This is a genomic window from Rhodoferax sp. XS2R6, assembly GCF_056521365.1.
Map to the genome: position 1 here is coordinate 427411 of NZ_JBWMAY010000003.1, position 20238 is coordinate 447648.

General features: G+C 61.0%; 20 protein-coding genes. 11 read left to right on the top strand and 9 right to left on the bottom strand.

The features are described from left to right. Positions 1–25: 25 nt before the first annotated feature. The 4 genes from AC097A_RS13465 to AC097A_RS13480 form a co-directional block, all read right to left on the bottom strand. Positions 26–472: a GyrI-like domain-containing protein gene (locus tag AC097A_RS13465; protein WP_479621229.1), complete on the bottom strand. Its 447-nt coding sequence runs from the start codon at positions 470–472 to the stop codon at positions 26–28. 82 nt (positions 473–554) lie between these two features. Continuing rightward, positions 555–1676, bottom strand: coding sequence for an N-acetylglucosamine-6-phosphate deacetylase (nagA, locus tag AC097A_RS13470; protein ID WP_479621287.1), 1122 nt, complete (start codon positions 1674–1676; stop codon positions 555–557). Between the two features lie 19 nt (positions 1677–1695). Next, on the bottom strand, positions 1696–2418 hold the full coding sequence (locus AC097A_RS13475; protein ID WP_479621230.1) for a GntR family transcriptional regulator: 723 nt from the start codon (positions 2416–2418) through the stop codon (positions 1696–1698). A gap of 80 nt (positions 2419–2498) precedes the next feature. Continuing rightward, positions 2499–3149: a pyridoxamine 5'-phosphate oxidase family protein gene (locus AC097A_RS13480; protein WP_479621231.1), complete on the bottom strand. Its 651-nt coding sequence runs from the start codon at positions 3147–3149 to the stop codon at positions 2499–2501. Between the two features lie 101 nt (positions 3150–3250). Between AC097A_RS13480 and pdxR the strand changes: the two genes are divergently transcribed. Further along, positions 3251–4705 (top strand): MocR-like pyridoxine biosynthesis transcription factor PdxR, encoded by a 1455-nt coding sequence (pdxR, locus tag AC097A_RS13485; RefSeq protein WP_479621232.1) that lies wholly within the window; start codon positions 3251–3253, stop codon positions 4703–4705. A gap of 36 nt (positions 4706–4741) precedes the next feature. Then, a complete protein-coding gene (locus AC097A_RS13490) occupies positions 4742–5368 on the top strand; it encodes a hypothetical protein (RefSeq protein ID WP_315480241.1) in 627 nt (208 codons plus the stop codon). Between the two features lie 74 nt (positions 5369–5442). Here the strand turns inward: AC097A_RS13490 and AC097A_RS13495 are convergent, their stop codons facing one another. Further along, positions 5443–7302, bottom strand: a complete 1860-nt coding sequence (locus tag AC097A_RS13495; protein WP_479621233.1) for a diguanylate cyclase domain-containing protein — start codon at positions 7300–7302, stop codon at positions 5443–5445. Positions 7303–7538: 236 nt separating this feature from the next. Between AC097A_RS13495 and AC097A_RS13500 the strand changes: the two genes are divergently transcribed. The 5 genes from AC097A_RS13500 to AC097A_RS13520 all read left to right on the top strand — a co-directional run bounded on the left by AC097A_RS13500 (position 7539) and on the right by AC097A_RS13520 (position 14250). Beyond that, entirely contained in the window at positions 7539–9374 is a 1836-nt protein-coding gene (locus tag AC097A_RS13500; protein ID WP_479621234.1) for a DEAD/DEAH box helicase, read from the top strand. A 69-nt stretch (positions 9375–9443) separates the two neighbouring features. Further along, positions 9444–10619: an SIR2 family protein gene (locus tag AC097A_RS13505; protein WP_479621235.1), complete on the top strand. Its 1176-nt coding sequence runs from the start codon at positions 9444–9446 to the stop codon at positions 10617–10619. Beyond that, the gene (locus tag AC097A_RS13510; protein ID WP_479621236.1) at positions 10616–12391 is read left to right on the top strand and encodes an ATP-binding protein; all 1776 of its coding nucleotides are present in this window, start codon (positions 10616–10618) and stop codon (positions 12389–12391) included. The genes AC097A_RS13505 and AC097A_RS13510 overlap by 4 nt, the downstream gene beginning before the upstream one ends. Before the next feature lies 1 nt (position 12392). Next, positions 12393–12602, top strand: coding sequence for a KTSC domain-containing protein (locus AC097A_RS13515; protein WP_479621237.1), 210 nt, complete (start codon positions 12393–12395; stop codon positions 12600–12602). Between the two features lie 28 nt (positions 12603–12630). Continuing rightward, on the top strand, positions 12631–14250 hold the full coding sequence (locus tag AC097A_RS13520) for a DUF2130 domain-containing protein (protein ID WP_479621238.1): 1620 nt from the start codon (positions 12631–12633) through the stop codon (positions 14248–14250). Between the two features lie 22 nt (positions 14251–14272). On the opposite strand, the gene AC097A_RS13525 is transcribed toward AC097A_RS13520, so the two are convergent. The 3 genes from AC097A_RS13525 to AC097A_RS13535 all read right to left on the bottom strand — a co-directional run bounded on the left by AC097A_RS13525 (position 14273) and on the right by AC097A_RS13535 (position 17390). Then, entirely contained in the window at positions 14273–14839 is a 567-nt protein-coding gene (locus AC097A_RS13525; protein WP_479621239.1) for a YdeI/OmpD-associated family protein, read from the bottom strand. Between the two features lie 432 nt (positions 14840–15271). Continuing rightward, positions 15272–16612, bottom strand: a complete 1341-nt coding sequence (gene yjjJ, locus AC097A_RS13530) for a type II toxin-antitoxin system HipA family toxin YjjJ (RefSeq protein WP_479621240.1) — start codon at positions 16610–16612, stop codon at positions 15272–15274. 106 nt (positions 16613–16718) lie between these two features. Then, positions 16719–17390 (bottom strand): helix-turn-helix domain-containing protein, encoded by a 672-nt coding sequence (locus AC097A_RS13535; protein WP_479621241.1) that lies wholly within the window; start codon positions 17388–17390, stop codon positions 16719–16721. Between the two features lie 122 nt (positions 17391–17512). On the opposite strand from AC097A_RS13535, the gene AC097A_RS13540 reads away from it, so the two are divergent. Further along, positions 17513–17893 (top strand): VOC family protein, encoded by a 381-nt coding sequence (locus AC097A_RS13540; protein ID WP_479621242.1) that lies wholly within the window; start codon positions 17513–17515, stop codon positions 17891–17893. An 81-nt stretch (positions 17894–17974) separates the two neighbouring features. On the opposite strand, the gene AC097A_RS13545 is transcribed toward AC097A_RS13540, so the two are convergent. After that, positions 17975–18442: a CreA family protein gene (locus tag AC097A_RS13545; protein ID WP_479621243.1), complete on the bottom strand. Its 468-nt coding sequence runs from the start codon at positions 18440–18442 to the stop codon at positions 17975–17977. 73 nt (positions 18443–18515) lie between these two features. Here AC097A_RS13545 and AC097A_RS13550 point away from each other — a divergent pair, with 73 nt between their 5' ends. Genes AC097A_RS13550 through AC097A_RS13560 form a run of 3 tightly spaced genes read left to right on the top strand, consistent with a single transcriptional unit; the run spans position 18516 to position 20186 of the window. Continuing rightward, positions 18516–18647 carry a hypothetical protein gene (locus tag AC097A_RS13550; RefSeq protein ID WP_479621244.1) on the top strand — a complete coding sequence of 44 codons (132 nt, stop codon included), beginning with the start codon at positions 18516–18518 and terminating at the stop codon, positions 18645–18647. A gap of 39 nt (positions 18648–18686) precedes the next feature. Then, positions 18687–19307 carry a type IV toxin-antitoxin system AbiEi family antitoxin domain-containing protein gene (locus AC097A_RS13555; RefSeq protein ID WP_479621245.1) on the top strand — a complete coding sequence of 207 codons (621 nt, stop codon included), beginning with the start codon at positions 18687–18689 and terminating at the stop codon, positions 19305–19307. Continuing rightward, positions 19308–20186 carry a nucleotidyl transferase AbiEii/AbiGii toxin family protein gene (locus AC097A_RS13560; RefSeq protein WP_479621246.1) on the top strand — a complete coding sequence of 293 codons (879 nt, stop codon included), beginning with the start codon at positions 19308–19310 and terminating at the stop codon, positions 20184–20186. Positions 20187–20238 lie beyond the last annotated feature (52 nt).

Consider the following 20238-nt stretch of genomic DNA (forward strand, 5'->3'; position numbering starts at 1 on the left):
GGTGGGTGTTTTCGTTGTTCCAAGCCTATTGCAGACCAATAGAGATGGCAATGCTGCCATCGGCACTGTAACGCTCGTACTCAGCAATCACGGTCTTGGCCAGCTCGGTGTGGCCCCAAATCTCCATCCACTTGGTGCCTACCAAGTCAAAGCGAGTGGGCTCCACGTCAAACACCGCGCGATTGGAAGCGGGGATGACCACCCGCACCATGCCCGCGGGCACCTCGGCACTGGCGGGTACCGGCGCGCCAATCACCAGCGAATACAAGCCCGTGTTGTTGACGCCCGCGTTTTCAAAGTGGGTGTAGACCGCATACACATCGCCATTCAGCTTGGTGGAAATGTGGGCCAGCACCTCCTCCTGGCCAAAGCGCTGCCAGTGCGGTGGAATGGTCTGCATGGCCTCCAGGTTGGTGGTGCGCAGCTCGATGCCGATGACGTGGATGGCATGGGCCAGTGGCTCTGTTTTCATTCAATAACTCCGGTGGGGTGGAACACCGGGCCAGTCTAAAAACACCGAGCAGACATTTCTTGCGGAGTTGCACCGCAGCCTTCTACAAGGCGACCGCGTGGCCTTCCACCCACACCGCCTGCAACGCCAGGTCGCGGTTCAGCACCACCACATCGCCCCAGGCGCCCGCTACCAGACGGCCGCGGTCTTGCAGACCCATGTGATCGGCCGCATAGGTGGACACACGTTTGGACGCATCCACCAGGTCCAGCCCCAGTGTGTCCACCAGGTTGCGCAGGGCCTGGTCCATGCTGAGCACCGAGCCGGCCAGCGTGCCGTCGGCCAGGCGCACGCCGCCCATGCACTTGGTCACCGTGTGGCGGCCCAGCTTGTAGTCGCCGTCGGGCATGCCGGCGGCCGATGTGGAATCGGTCACGCAGTAAAGCTTGGGAATGGCACGGAGCGCGGCGTGGATGGCGCCGGGGTGCACATGCAGCAGATCAGGGATGACCTCGGCAAACTCGGCATGCGCCAGCGCGGCGCCCACCATGCCGGGCTCGCGGTGGTGCAGGGCCGACATGGCGTTGAACAAATGCGTGAAGCCCGTGGCGCCACAGCGCATGGCGGCCACGCCCTGCTCGTAGCTGCCGGTAGTGTGGCCCAACTGCACCTTGAAGCCCTCGGCCACCAGCTGGGCGATCAGCGCCTCATTGCCACCCACCTCGGGCGCCAGTGTGATGAGGCGAATGGGCACCATGGCGTGCAGGCGGTGGATTTCAGCCAAGCTGGCAGGCCGCGCAAAAGGCGGCTGCGCGCCCAGGCGCGCCTCGCTGATGTAGGGCCCCTCCAGGTGCACACCCAGCACGCGTGCGGCATTGGGCGCGCGCTTGGCACACAGCGGCCCCATGGCGGCAAAGGCCGTGTCCAGGTCGCTTTGCGGCGCGGTCATGGTGGTGGCCAACAGCGAGGTGGTGCCGTGGCGTGCATGCAGCGTGGCCACATGCAGAGCCGCATCGCCGCCCTCCATGATGTCGTGGCCCGCGCCACCGTGCACATGCAGGTCGATGAAGCCGGGCAGCACAATGGGCACACCGCTGTCGCGCACGGCGGCGGTGGCGACCGGCGTGCCGCTGATGCCTGCAATGCGGCCCTGCGCGTCCAGCGTCAGCGCGCCCTGCACAAAGCCCGTGGGGGTGAGGATGTGGCCTTCGATGCGGCTCTGCAATGTTGTCATGGCGGTGTCTTTAGGTTTTCAGCTCGGCCACAAAGTCGTAGTAGTCGCTGCGGCAGTACGACTGGGTGTGCTCCACGGCCACGCCGTCGGGCAAATAGGCGGTGCGGCTTACCCACAGCAAGGCCGCGCCTATGGCAATGCCCAGCGGTACAGCCATGGCGGGCTCGGCATTCACGGCGCGGATGTGCTGCACCGCGCGCACCGGCGCCAGGTCGCTGCGCGCCAGGTGCAGGTAGAGCGAGCCGTCCAGGTCCTGCGGGCGTGGGCAGGCACTTAGCAGCACGGTGCTGCGCTCGTAGGCCATGGGCACGCCGTCGGCCAGGCGCAGGCGCTCCAGCCGCGCCACGCGGGCGCCACGGGCCAGGCCCAGGGCTTCACGCTCGGCCACGCTGGCGGCGGCCACCTCGCGCGTGATCCAGTTGCTGCTGGGTATGTAGCCACGCTGGCGCAGCTCTTCCGAAAAACTGGCTAGCTTGGACAGCGGCTGCTCCAGCCGCGGCGCGATGAAGTTGCCCGAACCCTGGCGGCGCAGCACCAGGCCCTGGCCCACCAACACCTCAATGGCTTTGCGCGCGGTGATGCGCGACACGCCCAGCGACTCGGACAACACCCGCTCCGACGGCAAGGCCTGGTCCACGCGGTAGGTGCCCGCGCGGATGTCTTGCTCCAGCTGGTGGGCCAGCTGCAGGTAGAGCGGGGAGCTGTCGGCGGCGGGGTTGAGGGCGGATGGCACGGGGCGGATTGGGTGGTTTTTTCAAATAATACCACTTCAATACCAGTTAACCCAACCCTCCTGTCGGACTGTGGATTGGCTCAGGCGTCCCAGGCCTGCACATACGCCGGTGCGAGCACCGTGCACAGCGGATCGGCCACGGGCGCACCACGCTGCTGCACCAGCGGCAACACGCCGGCCCAGGCGGCCACGCCCATGTCTTCGGCATCGTCCTTGGGGCCACCGGTGCGCACCTTGCAGGCCGCCTCGGCCAGGCTGATGCGCATCACCGTGGTGGCGGCAAACTCTTTGTCATTGCCGCGTCGTGCTTCGTGCTCGCGGCCCGGGGCTAGGTGGCGCATGAAGGTGTCGAGCGCGGCGCGTTTGTCGTCCACCTTTTCAAACTGGCCGTAGACCATGGCCGAGCGGTAGTTCATGGAATGGTTGAAGGCCGAGCGTGCCAGCACCAGGCCATCGATGTGCGTCACCGTCACACAGGCCTGCGTGCCCTTGGCCAGCAGCTTGATGAGGCGCCCGCCGTTGGAACCGTGGATGTAGAGGTGCTCCCCCTCGCGCCAGCAGGCGGTGGGAATGCAGTGTGTGCCCTTGTCGTCGGCAAAGGCCACGTGGCACACATAGGCCGCGTCCAGAATGGCATGCAGCGTGGCGGCGTCGTAATGGGCGTTTTCGGCAATACGGCGCACACGGGTGCGGTCGCTTGGGGCGGTGGGCTTGTGGGTAGTTGCGGTCATGGCAGTGCAAGTGAAAGAGGGCTGCACTGTAGAACGCATGTGGCTCCAAATTAAGATCCACCTTTGCACTATTTTTTAGTGCCACGAAAATAAGGCCGCCTGTGGACTACCAACTGCTGTTCTCCCGCTACACCGCTACGCCAGCCCACGCGCGCTGGTCTCGCCAGCGCCAGTTGCACGAATGCCTGCGCAGCGCCATCCGCACCGGCACGCTGGGCAGCGGCGTGCGCCTGCCCGCCACACGCACGCTGGCGCAAGAGCTGGGCGTGTCGCGCAACACCGTGCTCTACGCCTACGACCAGCTCGCCACAGAAGGTTTTGTGCTGCCCGACCGGCGTGGCACCGTGGTGGCCGATGCCACTGCCGTGCCCCCACCAATGCGCCAGGCGGCACCGCTGCGTGTGGGCCTGTCCAAACGCGCCCTGGCTGTGCCCACGCGCGACGCGCCCGAGACCCCCGCCGCCTTTGCGCCTGGTGTGCCTGCGCTCAAGGAGTTTCCAGTCACGCTGTGGCGTCGCCTGTTGGACCGTGCCTGGCGCGGCCTGCGCACCGCCCAGCTTAACTACGCCGAGCCCACCGGTGAGCCCGCGCTGCGCGAAGCCATTGCCAGCCACCTGCGCGTGGCACGTGGTGCGCTGCTGGACGCCAGCCAGGTCATCATCACCGACGGCACGCAGAGCAGCCTGGACCTGTGCGCCCGCGCCTTTGCCGATGCGGGCGACAAGGTGTGGATCGAGAGCCCTGGCTACCAGAGCGCTTTGGCCGCCTTCAAGGCCGCGCAACTCAAACCCATGGGCATGGTGGTGGACAGCGAGGGCATCGCCCCCACCGCGGCCGACTGGCAGCGCCACCCACCCAAACTCATTTACGTCACACCCTCGCACCAGTACCCCACGGGCAGCGTGCTGAGCCTGGAGCGACGCATGGCCCTCATCGCCCAGGCGCGCAGTGCGGCGGCCCTCATCATCGAAGACGACTACGACAGCGAGTTCCGCCACGACGGGCCTCCACTCTCGTGCATGCAGGGCTTGGCGGCGGATGCACCGGTGCTCTACCTGGGCACCTTCAGCAAAACCATGTTCCCCGCGCTGCGCATTGGTTTTGTGGTGGTGCCTGCCGCGCTGGTGGAGCCGCTCAGCGCTATGCTGGCGCGCACCACACCGCGGGGGCGCGCGGCCGACCAGCTGGCGCTGGCCGAGTTCATGCACAGCGGGCAGTTCAGCCTGCACCTGCGGCGCATGCGCCGCCTCTACCGCCAACGCCGCGATGCGCTGGTGGCCGCGCTGGAGCAGCAGCTGGGTGATGTGGCCGATGTGTACGGCGGCTCCGCCGGCATGCACCTGGCGCTGCGCCTGCGCAACCCGCGTGCGGATGACGCCGCCATGAGCCGCGACCTGCAGGCAAAAGGCGTCGTGGCCCCGGCGTTGAGCGAACAGGCCATTGGCACACGCGTGCAGCCCTGGCGCGGCTTTTTGCTGGGCTATGCGCAAGTGCCGGTGGAGCAGATGCCAGGGCTAGTGAAGCAGCTGGCCGAGGCGGTGCGCCGCTTCGGCTAGAGTTGCCGCACCTTCACTCCTGTCGCCATCTGCACCATGTCCAGCTTTGAAACCGAGTTCCTCGACAACTACCTGAAGTTCGGCCTGGGCGCCATGCCCAAGGCGGACATTGATGCGCTGGTGATGCACCTGCTGGACCAGCACGGCCTGGGGGGCTCGGGGCCGCTGGCGCGGCTGAACAACCAGACCGTGAGCGAGCGCCTAAAGACACCGGTGGTCAAGGTGAAGAAGCTGCGTTACGAGGCGGCGCTGAAGTTTGGCGGCCGCGTGGAAGACCAGGCCGCGGGGCGCCTGCTGGCGGCGCTGGCCAACGCGTCGCTGGAACCGCAGGGCGACAAGATCTGCCTGATCATTGAAGACACGCTGGCCAAAAACTGGCTGCAGGGCCAGCTCAAGATCTACCAACACATCTTTGACCACCCCTTCAGCACCGAGATCGTGCGGGTGTCGGCCGACGGCTTGTTCCAAGTGCTGGAGTCTTTGTTTGGCAAAAAGGAGTTGGCAGCTTTTCGCGCGGGCTACGACAAGGCCAAAGACATGAAGGACGCGGCCGAACGCAAGAAACTGTTCAAGGGCATTGCCATGGACTTTGCCAAAGACGCCGCCAAGGCGGCCGGTGGCACGGTGCTGGCGGTGGTGAAGGGGCAGCTGGGGTTGGGCTGAGTAAGCCGACCCAAAACGCTATTAAAACAGTAGCTGCTTGCGCAGACCCCACGTGGCCTAGAGGCTTATTTGGCTTAAAAATCAGCCAGCACCGCCTGGTTGCCCCCCTGGGACTTGGCTTGGTACAGCGCGGCGTCGGCTTGGCGCAACAGGTCTTGCGGGGTGTGGCTGGGGCCAGGTACTACGCAGGCGGCGCCGCAGCTTACCGTCACCACCCCAAAGGGCGACTGCGCGTGCTCTGCACCCAGCGCCTGCACGGCCTGGCAGGCGCGCTGCGCCAGCAGCAGGGCGCTGGGGCCGTCGGATGCGGGGGCCACCATCACAAACTCCTCTCCGCCGTAGCGGGCCACTACATCGGTGGTGCGGCCCACGCTGGCCATGGCCTGCGCCACCTTGCGCAGGCACTCGTCGCCAGCCTGGTGGCCGTAGTGGTCGTTGTAGCGCTTGAACATGTCCACATCCAGCATCACCAGCGCCAACGGCTGGCCCAGGCGCTCCAGGCGTGCCCAGGCCTTGTGCAGCTCCTGGTCAAACTGGCGGCGGTTGGCAATGCCAGTCAGGCCGTCCACCATGCTCAGCGCTTCCAGCCTCTCGTTCAGCGCCTGCAGCTGCTGGGTGCGCTCATCCACGCGCTGGGCCAGGTCGCGCTCCGAGGTTTGCAGCGTCTGCAGCAGGCGCTGCTGCGTCTCTACCAGCTCGCGCTGGGCCTTGAGCTTTTCGCGGCGCATCTGGTTAAAGCGGTCGGCCAGCGCAAAGGCGAGCAGCAGCATCTCTAGCGCCGAGCCCAGCTGCAGGCCGTCCACCGTGAGTGCATTGGTGGGCAGCCAGCCCAGCGTGCGCAGCAGCGTGGTCACCGCGCCCAGCAGCAGCATGGCAAAGGCGCCCATGTAAAAGTAGGCACTGCGCATGCGCTTGGCCACGCCCCACACGCCCATGGCCACCACCGTGGCGGCCGACACCAAAAACAACACCAGCGCGTAGCGCACCACCGCCTCCAGCGCCAGCACATAGCCCACCACAGCCACCAGCTGCGCCACCACCAGCACCTGCAACAGCCGGTCGCCCCGGGGCGACAGCACTGCCGTGTTGAGCATGCGCCGGGTGAACAACATAAACGCAGCCAGCGCAAGCGATGAGCCGGTGTAGTACGACACATTGGTCCACGTTACCGCGGCGGGCCACAAGAACTCGGTAGCCAGCCCACCCTTGCGGGCCAGGCTGAATGCCATACACAGCACAAAGGCCACATACAGCAGGTAAATGCGGTCGCGCAGCGCAATGAACAGCATCAGGTTGAACAAAGCCATGGCCGCCGCCATGCCAAAGTACCAGGCCTGCACACCGTAGTCGTAACGCGCCTGCCTGGCGTAGTCGTCCTGCTGCCACAGCTGCAGTGGCACCAGCAGCCCAATGGTGGACTGCACCCGCACGTACAGCACCTGCTCGGCCTGCGCAGGCAGCGCCAGCGGAAACGCCAGCTGCCGGTCTGGGTAGGGCCGGGTGGCAAAGGGCGCGTCGCCGCCCGTGTGGGTGGCCTGGTAGTGGCCACTGGCGTCTGGCGCATACAGCGACACGTGGGAGATCAGCGCATTGGGCACCACCAGCAGCTGTGTGCTGGGCTGCGCGCCCGGGTTGTGTAGCGCCACACGCAGCCACATGGCAGAGCGCGTTAAGCCAAACGACAAGGCGCCGCTGGCAGGTGGCGGTGGCGCAAAACGGCCAGTGCGGTCGGCCAGCTGCACCTGCTCCAGGCTGAGGCTGGCGCTGGGGTCTTCCAGGTAGGTGACGTGGGCCAGCAGGTCGCGCCCACCGGCGCCTGCGGGCTGCACCGGCACCGCCTGCGCTGCGGCCCACAGCGGCAGCAGGCACCCCACGGCGTAGCACAGCCAGCGCCGTGCGCGTGCCCCGTCCATCCAGCTCCGTGTCTGTGCCATGTGCTGCCTTGCTCCCCACCCCTATTGTTTGGCGGCAATTATGCGCCTGCTTCTGCCAGCGGCCCTGCGCTAGGCGCTATGAACTTGATAGCTGCTTGCGCATATTCCACGGGCGCTAGGGGCTTATTTCTTTTGTAAAAAGCCCACACCCAGCCCAGGCCCACTAGCCGCACGCCGCCTTTGGCGGCATGATGCTTACATAACGATACAACTCACTCAGGGAGGGTGACACCGGAATGGCAACGCTTATTCCTGCATTGGGCTCGTGCGTCTCGCGCATGACCAGCGGCGAACGCAGGCTGGCCGAACGGCTGGAAGCCAAACTCGACGACGACTACCGGCTTTGGTACGACGTGCCCATGGGGCCGCGCAACACCCACCCCGACTTTTGTGTGCTGCACCCGCGCCGCGGTATCTTGGTGCTGGAGGTGAAAGACTGGCGGCTTGGCACCACCATCCTGAAAGCTGACAAACAAAACTGGGAAATCTTGGGCGACAACGGCCCCAAGACGGTGATCAACCCACTGGAGCAAGCCCGCCAATACGCGCACCAGGTGGTGAAGGCGCTGGAGCGCGACGCGCAGCTGGTGCAGCCCGACGGCGCGCACGCGGGCAAGCTGGCCTTCCCCTGGAGCTATGGCGTGGTGCTGCCCAACATCACCCGCAAACAGTTTGAGGCGGCGGAGCTGCATCACGCCATTGAACCTAACCGCGTGATCTGCCAAGACGAAATGCTCGAGAGCGTGGACGCCGAAGACCTGCAAAGCCGCCTGTGGGACATGTTCCCCTTCGGCATGCGCGGCGCCCTCAGCCTGCCACAGATCGACCGCGTGCGCTGGATCATGTTCCCCGAGGTGCGCGTGCAACAGGGCGCGTTGTTTGACGACGACGATGCAGACGCCAACCTGCCCGACATCATGCGCGTGATGGACCTGCAGCAAGAACAGCTGGCCCGCAGCCTGGGCGAAGGCCACCGCGTCATCCACGGCGTGGCGGGCTCGGGCAAGACCATGATCTTGGGCTACCGCGCGGAATATCTGGCGCAGGCCAGCACTCCTAGCAGCAAACCCATCCTCATCCTTTGCTTTAACGAACCGCTGGGCGTGAAGCTGCACAGCGTGATGACCACCAAGGGCCTGGGCGGCAAGGTGCATGTGCGCCACTTTCACAGGTGGTGCCGCGACCAACTGGTGGCGTTTGGGCAGACACTGCCCGATAGTCGATTAGCGCCATCGGCCATGATGGACGACATGGTGCACCGCGTGATCACCGCCGTGGACCGCAAGCAAATCCCCAGCGGCCAATACCAGGCCGTGATGATTGACGAAGGCCACGACTTTGCGCCCGAGTGGTTGAAGCTGGTGACGCAGATGGTGGACCCCACCACCAACAGCCTGCTGGTGCTGTACGACGATGCGCAAAGCATTTACGAACGCGCGCGCAGCAAACAGTTCAGCTTCAAAAGCGTGGGCATTCAGGCGCAGGGACGTACCACCATCCTGAAGATCAACTACCGCAACACCAAACAGATCTTGCAAACCGCCAGCCTGGTGGCGGCGGACCTGCTGACCAACGAAGACCAAGACGACGACGGCATCCCGCTGCTCAAGCCCATCAGCTGCGGGCGCGATGGCGAGGCCCCACTCATCATCCGCCTGCCCAGCCTGCGCGACGAAGTCTTTGCCATCGCCGACGAGATGGGCCGCGCCCACCAAGAAGGCCACGCCTGGGGCGACATGGCCATCCTGTGCCACGACTACTTCACCATGGACCTGTGCGCCAAGGCACTGGAGCAGCGCAGGTTGCCCTTCAACGTGCGCAAGCGGGCGGGCGACTTCAACCCCCGCGCCAATGCCATCCAGATCATGACCATGAAGGTCAGCAAGGGCCTGGAGTTTCCGGTGGTGGCGCTACCCGGCGTGGGGCATATGCCTGCGGCGGGGGAGGACGAGCAGGAAGCGGCGCGGGTGTTTTATGTGGCGGCTACGCGGGCGACACATCGGTTGGTGATGGGGGTGAGTGGCAACGGAGTATTTGGCATGCAACTAGATTGCCAAAGCCCGGGTGCCTAGGTGACAGAAGCGAATCGTGCGCAAATAGCTCAACGCATCATTAACGGAAAGAAAATAGGAAACGATCGAATGGAAAACACCGCTCACAACCCCGATCAACACATGTTTGGGCTACGACAAATTGCCACCAACGGCAAGAAGCGCATTGGCCTTTTGCTAGGTGCCGGCGCTCCAGTAAGTATTGACGTTGGAACTGGTGGTCAATGGGAACCCCTTATTCCAAATATCGCAGGCCTTGAAGTGATCGTTCTGAATCAGCTAAGCGCCCCACATCAGAAGGTCTATGCGCAGATAAAAGAGTCCATTACCAACTCGAACTTGGAGAAAATTCTCTCAAGAACTCGAATGCTGGCCGAGGTCGTTGGAACTAGCAAAATCTTCGAATACACCTCAACGGAATTTTTAGATCTTTCGACCTGTATCTGCAACGTAATCCGAGATGTGGTTAGCAAAGATTTGCCACCGCCACCCAATCCTTATTCCGAAGTGGTCGCCTGGATCAATGGGATAAACCGTAAGTACGGCGTAGAAATTTTTACAACGAACTACGACCTACTGTTTGAAACAGCATTGGAAAGAGCAAAAACGCCATACTTTGATGGCTTCAGCGGATCAAAGAATGCATTTTTTGATCCTTCAAGCATTTCCAAAAATGACTTACCGCCTCGGTGGGTAAGGCTATGGAAACTTCATGGCTCAATCGGCTGGGAAAGCAATGCCGCAGGTGAAGTAGTGCGCGTGCCAAATTCCAAGAATGCAAATATGGTTTATCCGTCGCACATCAAATACGACCAAACACAGGCAGCACCGTTTTCTTCACTCTTTGAACGCCTCAAAGATTTTTTAATGGAGCCAGATTCATTTTTAATGTCGAGTGGGTTCTCATTTGCTGATGCACACATATCTTCTAAGCTGCTGGAATGCTTGCTAGCAAACCCCTCTTCCGCTCTATTTGCGTTTCAGTTTGGAACGCTTCAAGAGGAAAAAAACGTTATAGAGCTCGCAATGAAGTGCCCTGGAATCAGTGTGTTTTGTAGTGATGGTGCGATCATCAATGGCATACAAGCGAAATGGAAAATAGGTACGCCACCAACAAAAAATTGGCACGAAATACGAGCCGAATACTACAAAGAGAACAAATTTCTCCTTGGCGACTTTAAGAAATTAGCTAGATTTCTCGCAACGGCCGGAAGTGATATATCTCAGGATGCGACTACTGAGATAGACGTGGTGCCAGCAAAATGACATCTCAACCCACATTGCTTGGCGTAGTCACCGGAGTCTCCAGTTCATCCGTCTCCGTTGATCTCGCTATTTCTGTTGAATCGGGAATCGTAGTGCTGGAAGGGAGGAACTATCGGATAGGTCAAGTGGGAAGTTTTGTGAAGATTCCACTGGGATACAACCATCTCTATGGCGTTATCTCCGAATCGAACGAATCATCGACCGTCGACATGGACATAGGTCTAGCCAAGGATCGAAAATGGATCAAGGTAGAACTGGTTGGAGAGTCACTTGGTGATTCATTTGATCGTGGCATTAGTGAATACCCCAGCATCGGCGACCAAGTTCACTTTGTCGTTGATAGCGACCTAAAAAATATCTTCAAAAGAACCTCTCAAAGTCAGTTCAATGTAGGCCGTCTTTCCAGCTCTGAGGGTATTGGTGTCAGCCTTGATCTAGACAAGTTAATTTCAAGGCATTCTGCAATTCTTGGATCTACGGGATCAGGAAAGTCAACAAGCACAGCCAGTTTGCTTAGGTCAATGGTTCTGCGCAATGAGGGAGTCGCACTTCCTTCTGCAAGAATTCTTCTCATAGACATACATGGTGAATACGCATCTGCATTGAAGGACATTGCGAAAGTATTCTCTGTATTGCCTTCAGATGAGAATCAGCTATACATACCGTATTGGTGCGTCTCACCAGACAAGCTTCTTGAATTTCTTTGCAATAGTCCAAACGAGTCTCAGAAATCCCAGTTCTTGGATAAAACTGTTGACGACAAGAAAGAAGCTATTGCCACGAATGCCATTGCAGGAATTGATCAGAATAAGGTCACCAGTAGCACTCCACTGCCCTACCGCATAAGGAAAATGTGGCATGACCTGTCTTATGACGATGGAGTGAATTGGCTGGATAACAACATGACGACGCCTGCCTACGCCGTTGGTGGGGAGGGAGATTTTTCAAACCTAGTTGCTCCAAAGTTTCAGCCTCCTGGACCAGGTTCATCACTACCAAAGAAAGGCGGCTCTGGAGCGATGAAGAGACAACTAGAAATGATGAAGTCACGATTGGTTGACACTCAGTATTCATTTCTACTTGAGCCTGGACCATGGAACCCAGATACCGATGGGAAAGTCGAAAAGGACTTGGACGCCTTACTTGAGGAGTGGATTGGACACGACAAGCCAATCACAATTTTCGACTTGTCTGGAATGCCCTCTGCACGACTTAGCCTTTTGCTTGGTTCAGTCTTAGATCTAATTTTTGAAGCGGCGATTTGGGGGCGAAATCTCAACGAAGGTATGCGCCATCGGCCGCTTTTGGTTGTACTTGAAGAGGCTCATCGGTACCTAGGAAAGGGCGAACCTGGCCTTGCAAAGGAGATGGTCCAGAGAATTGCCAAAGAAGGTCGAAAATTTGGCGTCGGTGCAATGATTGTCAGCCAGCGCCCCTCGGAAATTGACGAAACCATCCTGTCTCAATGCGGCACCATAATTTCCCTAAGAATTAATAATTCAACCGATCGCGGGATCGTAAAAGCAGCAATGTCGGAGGGACTTGCGGGGATCATTGATTCATTGCCGGTATTGCGTACTGGGGAGGCAATCATCGTTGGAGAAGCAGCACAACTGCCCACACGCTGTCGGTTCAACATGCTCCCGGACGACAAATATCCAAACAGCAGCGATCCGAAAATCGCTGAGCGATGGAATGATCCGCTCAACAAGGAAACCTATGCAGATTTAGTTGCTGCCTGGCGGAATCAGGAAACGAAGAAGAAGGAATGATATGCAACGCGACTCAGTAAGCTCTTCCAATCTCGCCTCCGTGGGCTACGACCCGACAACCTCCACACTCGAAGTCGAGTTCAATTCGGGACGTATCTATCAATACTTTGATGTGCCAGAACACATTCATCAAGAATTGATGTCTGCAGGTTCAGTTGGGTCATATTTTGCGAGATCAATAAAGAATTCATTCGCTTTTTCAGAGGTATAACAACTAATGAAAAAGCGGAAGCACGTACATGCATGAAATCATCTGCCCCCACTGCAACAAAGCCTTCAAGATCGACGAGGCCGGATACGCCGACATCCTCAAGCAGGTACGTGATGGCGATTTTGACAAACAGTTGCACGAGCGGCTGGAGCTGGCCGAGCGGGAAAAGCGCGACGCGATTGCCTTGGCCGAGGCCAAGGTCGCCAATGAGCTGCAAAAAGCCGCGGCCGTCAAAGATTCGGAGATTCAGGCTCTGAAAGCACAGCTCGGCGCGGGTGAGGTGGCGAGCAAGCTGGCGTTGGCAGAGGCCTTAGGCACGGTGGAAAAGCAGCGCGATGCCATCGCCAACGAGCTGGCGCAGGCCAAGCTGGACCAGCAGGCGGCGCTCAAGCTGGCCGAGGCCCAACTGGCCCATCAGCTGCAAGGGGCTGCGGCGCGCAAAGATGCAGAGATTCAGGCCTTGCAGGCCCAACTCGCTGCAGGTGAGGTAGCCCGCAAGCTGGCGGTGACGGAGGCTTTGGGCGCGGTCAGCAAAGAGCGCGATGGGCTAGCGAACGAGCTTGAGCAAGCGCGCAACGCGCAGCAGGCAGCTGCTCAGTTGGCCGAGGCCAAGCTGGCCCAAGAGCTGCAAGGGGTTGTCGCCAAAAAGGACGTCGAAATTCAGGCACTGCAAGCCAAGCTGGAGGCCAGTGACGTGGCGCGCCAGCTGGCCGTGAATGAAGCCGTGGGTGTGGTCGCCCGGGAGCGCGATGGGTTGAAAAATGACCTCAGCCTCATCACCGTGAAAAACCAGCTTGAAGAGAAGGCCATCAAGGAAAAGTACGAGGTGCAGATCAAGGAGCGCGATGGCGCGATTGAGCGCCTGCGGGACATGAAGGCACGGCTATCGACCAAGATGGTTGGTGAAACCTTGGAGCAGCACTGCGAAATCGAGTTCAACCGCATCCGTGCTGCCGCCTTTCAACGGGCGCATTTTGAAAAGGACAACGACGCCCGCACCGGCAGCAAGGGCGACTACATCTTTCGCGACTCGGACGAGTCGGGCGCCGAGATCGTCTCCATCATGTTTGAGATGAAGAACGAGAGCGATGAAACGGCGACCAAGAAGAGGAACGAAGATTTTCTGAAAGAGCTGGACAAAGACCGCACTGAAAAGGCGTGCGAGTACGCGGTGCTGGTGTCCCTGCTTGAGCCTGAGAGCGAGTTGTACAACAGCGGCATCGTCGATGTATCGCACCGTTATCCAAAGATGTACGTGGTGCGGCCGCAGTTTTTTGTGCCCCTGATCACGCTGCTGCGCAATGCGGCTTTGAACTCGATGAAATACAAGTCCGAGCTGGCGCTGGTGCGGTCGCAGAACGTGGACATTACGAAGTTCGAAACCCAGCTCGACGAATTCAAGACGGCGTTTGGGCGCAATTGGCGCTTGGCCTCTGAAGGCTTTGAAGAAGCCATCAAGCGCATTGACGAAGCAATCAAGGACCTGGAAAAAACCAAGGAAGCGCTGCACAAGTCTGCGAACAATTTGCGACTCGCCAACGACAAGGCCGACGATCTGACGATCAAAAAGCTCACACGGGGCAACCCCACGATGGCGGGAAAGTTTGCCGAGTTGCCAGGCCCCTTGACCCCGGCTGAGACAGAGTAGAGGCTAATGGTTCCACTGGCGGTCAAAGACTTTCGCCGCGCCCCAACTTCGCCAATATCTCCACCATTCGCTTCTCCCGCGTTTCCGGCCGCTTGGCGCTGTTTAGCCGGTAGTAGATGGTGAACAGCTGTTGCCGCTTCAGGGTGGCGTAGAAAGCCAGGGCGGCGGGGTCTTGCTGCAGCGCCGCCAAAAAGTCTTGGGGTATCTCCATGGTGGCGCTACCGGCGTAGGCGCTGGCCCAGCGCCCATCTGCGCGGGCGGCCTCCACCTGCGCCAGGCCGGCGGGCTGCATGTGCCCTTGCGCTATCAGCCGCTCGGCATGCTGCACGTTTTTCTGCGACCAGTTGGAGCGCGCGCGGCGCGGCGTCAGGCGTTGCAGAAACGAGGTGTCGTCCAGCGCGTTGCGCACGCCGTCGATCCAGCCCCAGGTGATGGCGGCCACCACGCAATCGTCCCACGTCACGCTGGGCAGGCCGGTGCCTTTTTTGTAGATGCGCACCCACAGCTCAGTCTTGCTGGCGTGGTTCTCCTGCAGCCAGGCGTGTAGCTGCTCGGGGGTTTCAAACGTGTGGTGGGCTTTATTGCTCATGTTTTGATAGCTGTTGGCGCATATTTTGCGGGGGTTAGCGGTCAATTTCTCTCTCAATGTCGGACCACTCCGCAAGTTTCTGCTGCAGCTCTTCTTTGCTTGGCAAATAGAGCTGGTATTCCCGGGCGTGGATGCTCGCGTCTTTGGGCATCAGATTGTCCAGTCACTGTCTGGACAATTGGCTGCTTTGTCCGAGTCTCGAAAAAGCCAGACGCTGTCTGACCAATTCTTTGGGGGGCAGTGCATAGAACTGGCGCATGAGTTTGAGGTTGGTGACTAAGAAGCCGCTGCCAAATTCGGCAATCAGGCGTTCAGCCAAGCTCTTGAGCATTTGCGAGCCAACTCAAAACCAGCCCCATCCGCTACCAACGCATCCCCGCCGCTCGCGACTTGCTACTATTTTCATAGCTCCTCGCGCATATTTCACCTGGGCTAGCGGCCAATATGGCTTAAATTTTCCGCAGCAATCTGCCGGAACCCTTCGGATATGCGCGCGTCGGCACTGGCCGCCGCCCAGAAGCTGCGGGCCAGGGCCAGGGCCTGCGGCCATTCGGGCAGGGTGGCGGCGGTGGGCTGCAGGGGGCGCGCTGCAAAGTTGCGGGGCACCAGCTCGCCGCCCACGGGGGCGTAGAGCATGGGCAGCATGTCGTAGGCGGGGGCCAGGGCCCAGTCGTCATCGTCCAGCAGCAAGGAGATGTTGCCGTAGTGCCGGTCGGTGTTGGCTATCAGCTCGCCAAACGCTTCTAGCAGGCGCAGGGTGCGCGCATCGGCAGGGCGCAGCAGCCCGCGCTCTTGCATGCGGTTGGCGGTGGCGGCCCAGTTGTCCATGGCGCCTACATACTCGGCGTCGTACACCATGAGCGACACCATGCCGATGCGCCCCAGCCCCAGCGGGTTGGCGGCGTTGATGGGCGTGCGGTCAAAGCGCTCCACTTCCAAAAACACGCGGCCCGCGCCGGTGCTGATGCGGCTGGTGGCGGCGGCAATGCCAGCATCGGCCAGCGTTTGCAAGGCCAGGTGTTCGCAGACCAGCAGGTCGCGGGTGCGCTGGTCGGTGGGCGCGTCGCCTGCGGGGGAGAACTTGACCAGCACATGGCGGTCGCCACCGACGATGGCGCAGAACTTGGGCTGCTCGCCCCCGGCAGACGAGCCGCCCATGCTGCCTTGCATGGCGGCATCGGCCAGGGCCGGGTAGTCTGCGATGGACGCCACGCGGCTGGCGCGCTGGGGCAGGCTGTGAAAGCGCGCAAACGCGGCCTCGCCCACCACCAGGTTGCCGGGCAGGTCGTCGCCGCACAGGGCCAGGGCGCGCAGCACGTCGTCGTCGCTCCAGAAGCGGGGGTCGTTGCCCAGCTGCAGCTCGGGGTGGGTGCTGGCAAAGGTGCGGCCCATAAAGCCCTGGGGGCGCATGTCGTCCAGAAACCAGGGCAGGCCGTCAAAGCGCTGGGAGAGGCCGTCTTCTTCGTCCACCCAAACGGCACCACTGGCCAGGGGCACCATGCGGCCGAACGGGCTGGGCTGGCCCTGCGCGTTGATGCGCATCACCGGCACGCTGCGGCCCACGTCGCGCACGGTGCGCGGCAGCACATAACGCTGCTTGCGGGCTGCGCCCACTTTTTGCACCTCGCCCGCCTGAATCAGCGGGGCCAGTGCGCGGGACACGGTGGGCTGGCTCACACGCAGCGTATCTTGCAGCTCGGCGCTGCTCAGCGCGCCGCCCTGGCGGCGTAGGGCTTGCAAGATGCTGGCGGAGAGGTCTGGGGCGGCGGGCATGAATGATTATATGAATAGATTTACTTTCGTAAATATCTTTTTAAATCAATCATTTAAACCTGTTTTTGAATAGATGTTTTTGCAAAAAATCAAGGCCCACCCCTCTCTAACCATACCCAGTAGCCGCCAGTGCCACTTGCATACCAGGCAGCTCCCGCAGGACAGCGGGGGTGGTACCCAGCCAACGGCGAAATTCGTGGGTCATGTGGGCTTGGTCTACGTAGCCCCAGTCGGCCGCAGTTTCGGCGAGTGTGGTGGCCTGCAGGGGTGTTTGTGCGGGTACTTGCGCAATGGCACGGGCTGCACGGCGCAAGCGGGCTAGGCGCTTCCAGTAGGCCGGCGGTTGGCCGGTGCCCGTGCGCACCACGCGCTGCAAGGTGCGCTCGGCCACCCCCAGCGCGCGGGCTGCGCGGGCCACGCTGGGGCTGTCGGCCAGGGCCAGCAGTGCGTCGTGTACCGGGGCGTGTAGCCGTATGCAGTCGTGCAAGATGGGCAAGATGTCGGCGGCATCGCAGCCAGGCCGCGCAGCCACGGCGGCCAGCAGGCGCGCCCGGTCTATCGAGGTGCCCGGCTGCATGCGATAGCCCGTGTAGCGCTCATCCACAGTGCCCGGCACGTCGTAGCGTTGGTCGGCCAGGTCCGTCACAAACCACTGCGGGGCTTGGCCCGGTAGGGCGTGCCAGATGAGGTCGCAACAGCCGTCGGGCACCACGGTGGTGGTGTGGGCGGTGCGGGCGTGGTGTTGCCAGACGTCGACGGTGGCGGTGTACAAGGCCATGGGCCCATTGTGCCTACGCCATGCCGCGTGCCGGGCGGCTGCGAGGTGTCGGTTTTTTACAAGACGGGGGCTGGCGCCCGGCGTATCGTGCGGGCTTTACGCAACTCCAAGAAAGCTTTGCCATGCAATTCGGCTACACCATTCTCTACGTGCCAGACGTGCCCGCAACACTTCAGTTTTATGACGCTGCTTTTGGCTTAAAGACACGTTTTCTGGCCGAAGGGGGCGACTTTGGCGAACTCGACACGGGTAGCACGGCCCTGGCTTTTTGCTCCCACCGCCTGTTGCAGCAGATGGGCAAGACCCCCCAGGTGGCCGACCCTGACAAAGCCAGCTCCGAAATCGCACTGTGCACCCCAGACGTAGCCGCTGCACTGGCGCGCGCGCTGGCTGCGGGTGCCACGCTCAAGCACCCCGTAGAAACCATGGCCTGGGGCCAGACGATTGCCTATGTGGCCGACATCAATGGCTTTTTGGTGGAGCTGTGCACGCCGATGGGCTGAACGCAGCGCAGAGCTTTTTCGTTTTTGATAGCTGCTCGCACACATTCCATGTGTGCTGCGAGCCGATTTGGCTTGTAACCCTTATTTCACCGGAATGGGTAACTCGGCCGGCACGGGCACTGCCGTCACGCTGTTTTTGGGGCTGCCGTCGATGATCTTGTCGGAGTACGACAGGTAGACCAGGGTGTTGCGCTTCACATCCACCATGCGCACCACGCGCACGTGTTTGAAGAGGAAAGATGCGCTGGCTTTGAAGACTTCGTCTTGCTTGTCGATCTTCTCCTTGAAGCTGATGGGGCCGACCTGGCGGCAGGCCACCGAGGCGTCGGAGGTGTCTTCTGCCAGGCCCAGCGCACCGGCGTAGCCGCCGGTTTTGGCGTGCGACAGGTAGCAGGCCACGCCGTTTACTGCCGGGTCGTCAAACACATCGACCACCACTTTGTCGTTGGGGCTCAGCAGTTTAAAAGTGGTGCTGACGGTGCCCACGGTCTCGGCGCTGGCGGCCAGCGCAAGGCTGCTGAGCAGCAGCGCGGCAAGTGGTTTTTTCATGGCGAACTCTCTTGGTAAAAATGGGGCGGGTGCTTGATTGTGTGCCCATGCACGCACGGGCTGGCAGCGTACCGTGCGGGTATTACAAACCAACGGGACATTGGCCATCAACATGGCCGCCATCAACGGCTTTTTGGTGGAGCTGTGCACGCCGATGGGCGTGAAGGTGTGCATAGGCACAGCGTTCCATAAACGCCATATTTAATTGCAATTAACGCGTAAACGGAACATACTCCAGGCATCCATGGATGCGACCACCGACACCCAAACCCAACGCGTACTGGCGCTTGCCAGCCAGCGCGGCATGCTGCGCGCCAGCCATCTGCTGGAGCTAGGTATTGCGCGGGTGGTGCTCTCGCGGCTCACTGCCAGCGGCCAACTGGAGCGCGTGGGGCGCGGCGTCTACCGGCTGCCAGACACGCAGGGTGCCGAGCATGAAAGCCTGGCCACCATTTCGGTCAAGGTGCCGCAGGCGGTATTTTGCTTGCTCACGGCCCTGCAGATTCACGAGCTCACCACGCAGTTGCCGCGCCAAGTGTGGATCGCCATGCCGCAAGGCAGCCACGCGCCGAAGATGGACTACCCGCCAGTCAAGATGGTGCAGTTTTCTGGCGATGCGTATACCCAGGGCATAGAGGTGGTGCGCGCCGACCAGGTGGAGCTGCGGGTGTATGGCGTGGCGAAAACCATTGCAGACTGCTTTAAGCACCGGAACAAGATTGGGCTGGATGTGGCCATAGAAGCGCTGAAGCAAGCGCTAACCACCAACAAGACCACCGCCAATGACCTGTGGCGCTTTGCCAAGATTTGCCGGGTGGCCAACGTGATGCGGCCCTACCTTGAAACCCTGGGGCACGGAGGCTGAATGGTGCAAGACCTGGTGGCTTCGGTGCGGGCACGGCTGCTCGTTATCGCCAAAGCGGAGCAAACCGATTTCAACGCCGTGCTGGTGCGCTATGCATTGGAGCGCTTTTTGTACCGGCTGAGCCAGTCCGCCCATGCCGACCGCTTTGTGCTCAAAGGTGCGATGCTGTTCAACCTTTGGTACGCCATGCCGCACCGGCCCACGCGCGATGTTGATCTGCTGGGTTTTGGGGCCAGCGATCTGGGTGCAATAGCGCAGGCATTCCGCGAGATCGTATCGGTTGCTGCAGAAGACGGCATGGTGTTCGACGCCGCCAGCGTGCAGGTGGAAGAGATTCGCAAAAGCGCAGGCTATGCGGGTGCGCGGGTGTTGGTGTCAGCAGAGCTGGCCCGCGCCCGCTGCAAGGTGCAGGTGGACATCGGCTTTGGTGATGCCATAACGCCCGGCCCGGTGGACGCCAAGTACCCGGTGCTGATTGCCGACTTTGCGCCACCGCAGCTGCGCACCTACCCGGTCTACACCGTGGTGGCAGAAAAGTTGCATGCCATTGTGCTGCTGGGTATGACGAACAGCAGGCTCAAGGACTACCTGGACCTGTGGATTCTGTTGGACCGCGAGACATTAGACGCTGACACCCTGGCCAGCGCGATTGCGGCCACGTTCACCCGGCGCGTTACGCCATTGCCGACCGAGCTGCCCATTGGTTTGAGTGACGAGTTTGCCAACGATGGATCGCGCATGGCGCTGTGGGCCGCGTTCTTGAGAAAAAATACGCTTGCGGCTATGCCGTTGGGTAATGTGGTGGATGCACTGCGTACAAAACTGCAGCCAGCGCTTGTGCGCGCAGCATCCAACACTACCGATCAAAAGCTGCATTAATCCGGCTGCGGCGTATTTCTGCAAATACGCCGCACTTTTTGAGCCGTATTAC

Excerpts from the sequence above, each read along its gene's own strand:
- AC097A_RS13465 (WP_479621229.1), bottom strand. The coding sequence starts at position 472 with ATGAAAACAGAGCCACTGGCCCATGCCATCCACGTCATCGGCATCGAG.
- AC097A_RS13505 (WP_479621235.1), top strand. The coding sequence starts at position 9,444 with ATGGAAAACACCGCTCACAACCCCGATCAACACATGTTTGGGCTACGA.
- AC097A_RS13495 (WP_479621233.1), bottom strand. The coding sequence starts at position 7,302 with ATGGCACAGACACGGAGCTGGATGGACGGGGCACGCGCACGGCGCTGG.
- AC097A_RS13515 (WP_479621237.1), top strand. The coding sequence starts at position 12,393 with ATGCAACGCGACTCAGTAAGCTCTTCCAATCTCGCCTCCGTGGGCTAC.
- AC097A_RS13510 (WP_479621236.1), top strand. The coding sequence starts at position 10,616 with ATGACATCTCAACCCACATTGCTTGGCGTAGTCACCGGAGTCTCCAGT.
- AC097A_RS13525 (WP_479621239.1), bottom strand. The coding sequence starts at position 14,839 with ATGAGCAATAAAGCCCACCACACGTTTGAAACCCCCGAGCAGCTACAC.
- AC097A_RS13500 (WP_479621234.1), top strand. The coding sequence starts at position 7,539 with ATGGCAACGCTTATTCCTGCATTGGGCTCGTGCGTCTCGCGCATGACC.
- AC097A_RS13545 (WP_479621243.1), bottom strand. The coding sequence starts at position 18,442 with ATGAAAAAACCACTTGCCGCGCTGCTGCTCAGCAGCCTTGCGCTGGCC.
- AC097A_RS13490 (WP_315480241.1), top strand. The coding sequence starts at position 4,742 with ATGTCCAGCTTTGAAACCGAGTTCCTCGACAACTACCTGAAGTTCGGC.
- AC097A_RS13540 (WP_479621242.1), top strand. The coding sequence starts at position 17,513 with ATGCAATTCGGCTACACCATTCTCTACGTGCCAGACGTGCCCGCAACA.
- AC097A_RS13560 (WP_479621246.1), top strand. The coding sequence starts at position 19,308 with ATGGTGCAAGACCTGGTGGCTTCGGTGCGGGCACGGCTGCTCGTTATC.
- AC097A_RS13555 (WP_479621245.1), top strand. The coding sequence starts at position 18,687 with ATGGATGCGACCACCGACACCCAAACCCAACGCGTACTGGCGCTTGCC.
- AC097A_RS13535 (WP_479621241.1), bottom strand. The coding sequence starts at position 17,390 with ATGGCCTTGTACACCGCCACCGTCGACGTCTGGCAACACCACGCCCGC.
- yjjJ (WP_479621240.1), bottom strand. The coding sequence starts at position 16,612 with ATGCCCGCCGCCCCAGACCTCTCCGCCAGCATCTTGCAAGCCCTACGC.
- AC097A_RS13520 (WP_479621238.1), top strand. The coding sequence starts at position 12,631 with ATGCATGAAATCATCTGCCCCCACTGCAACAAAGCCTTCAAGATCGAC.
- AC097A_RS13480 (WP_479621231.1), bottom strand. The coding sequence starts at position 3,149 with ATGACCGCAACTACCCACAAGCCCACCGCCCCAAGCGACCGCACCCGT.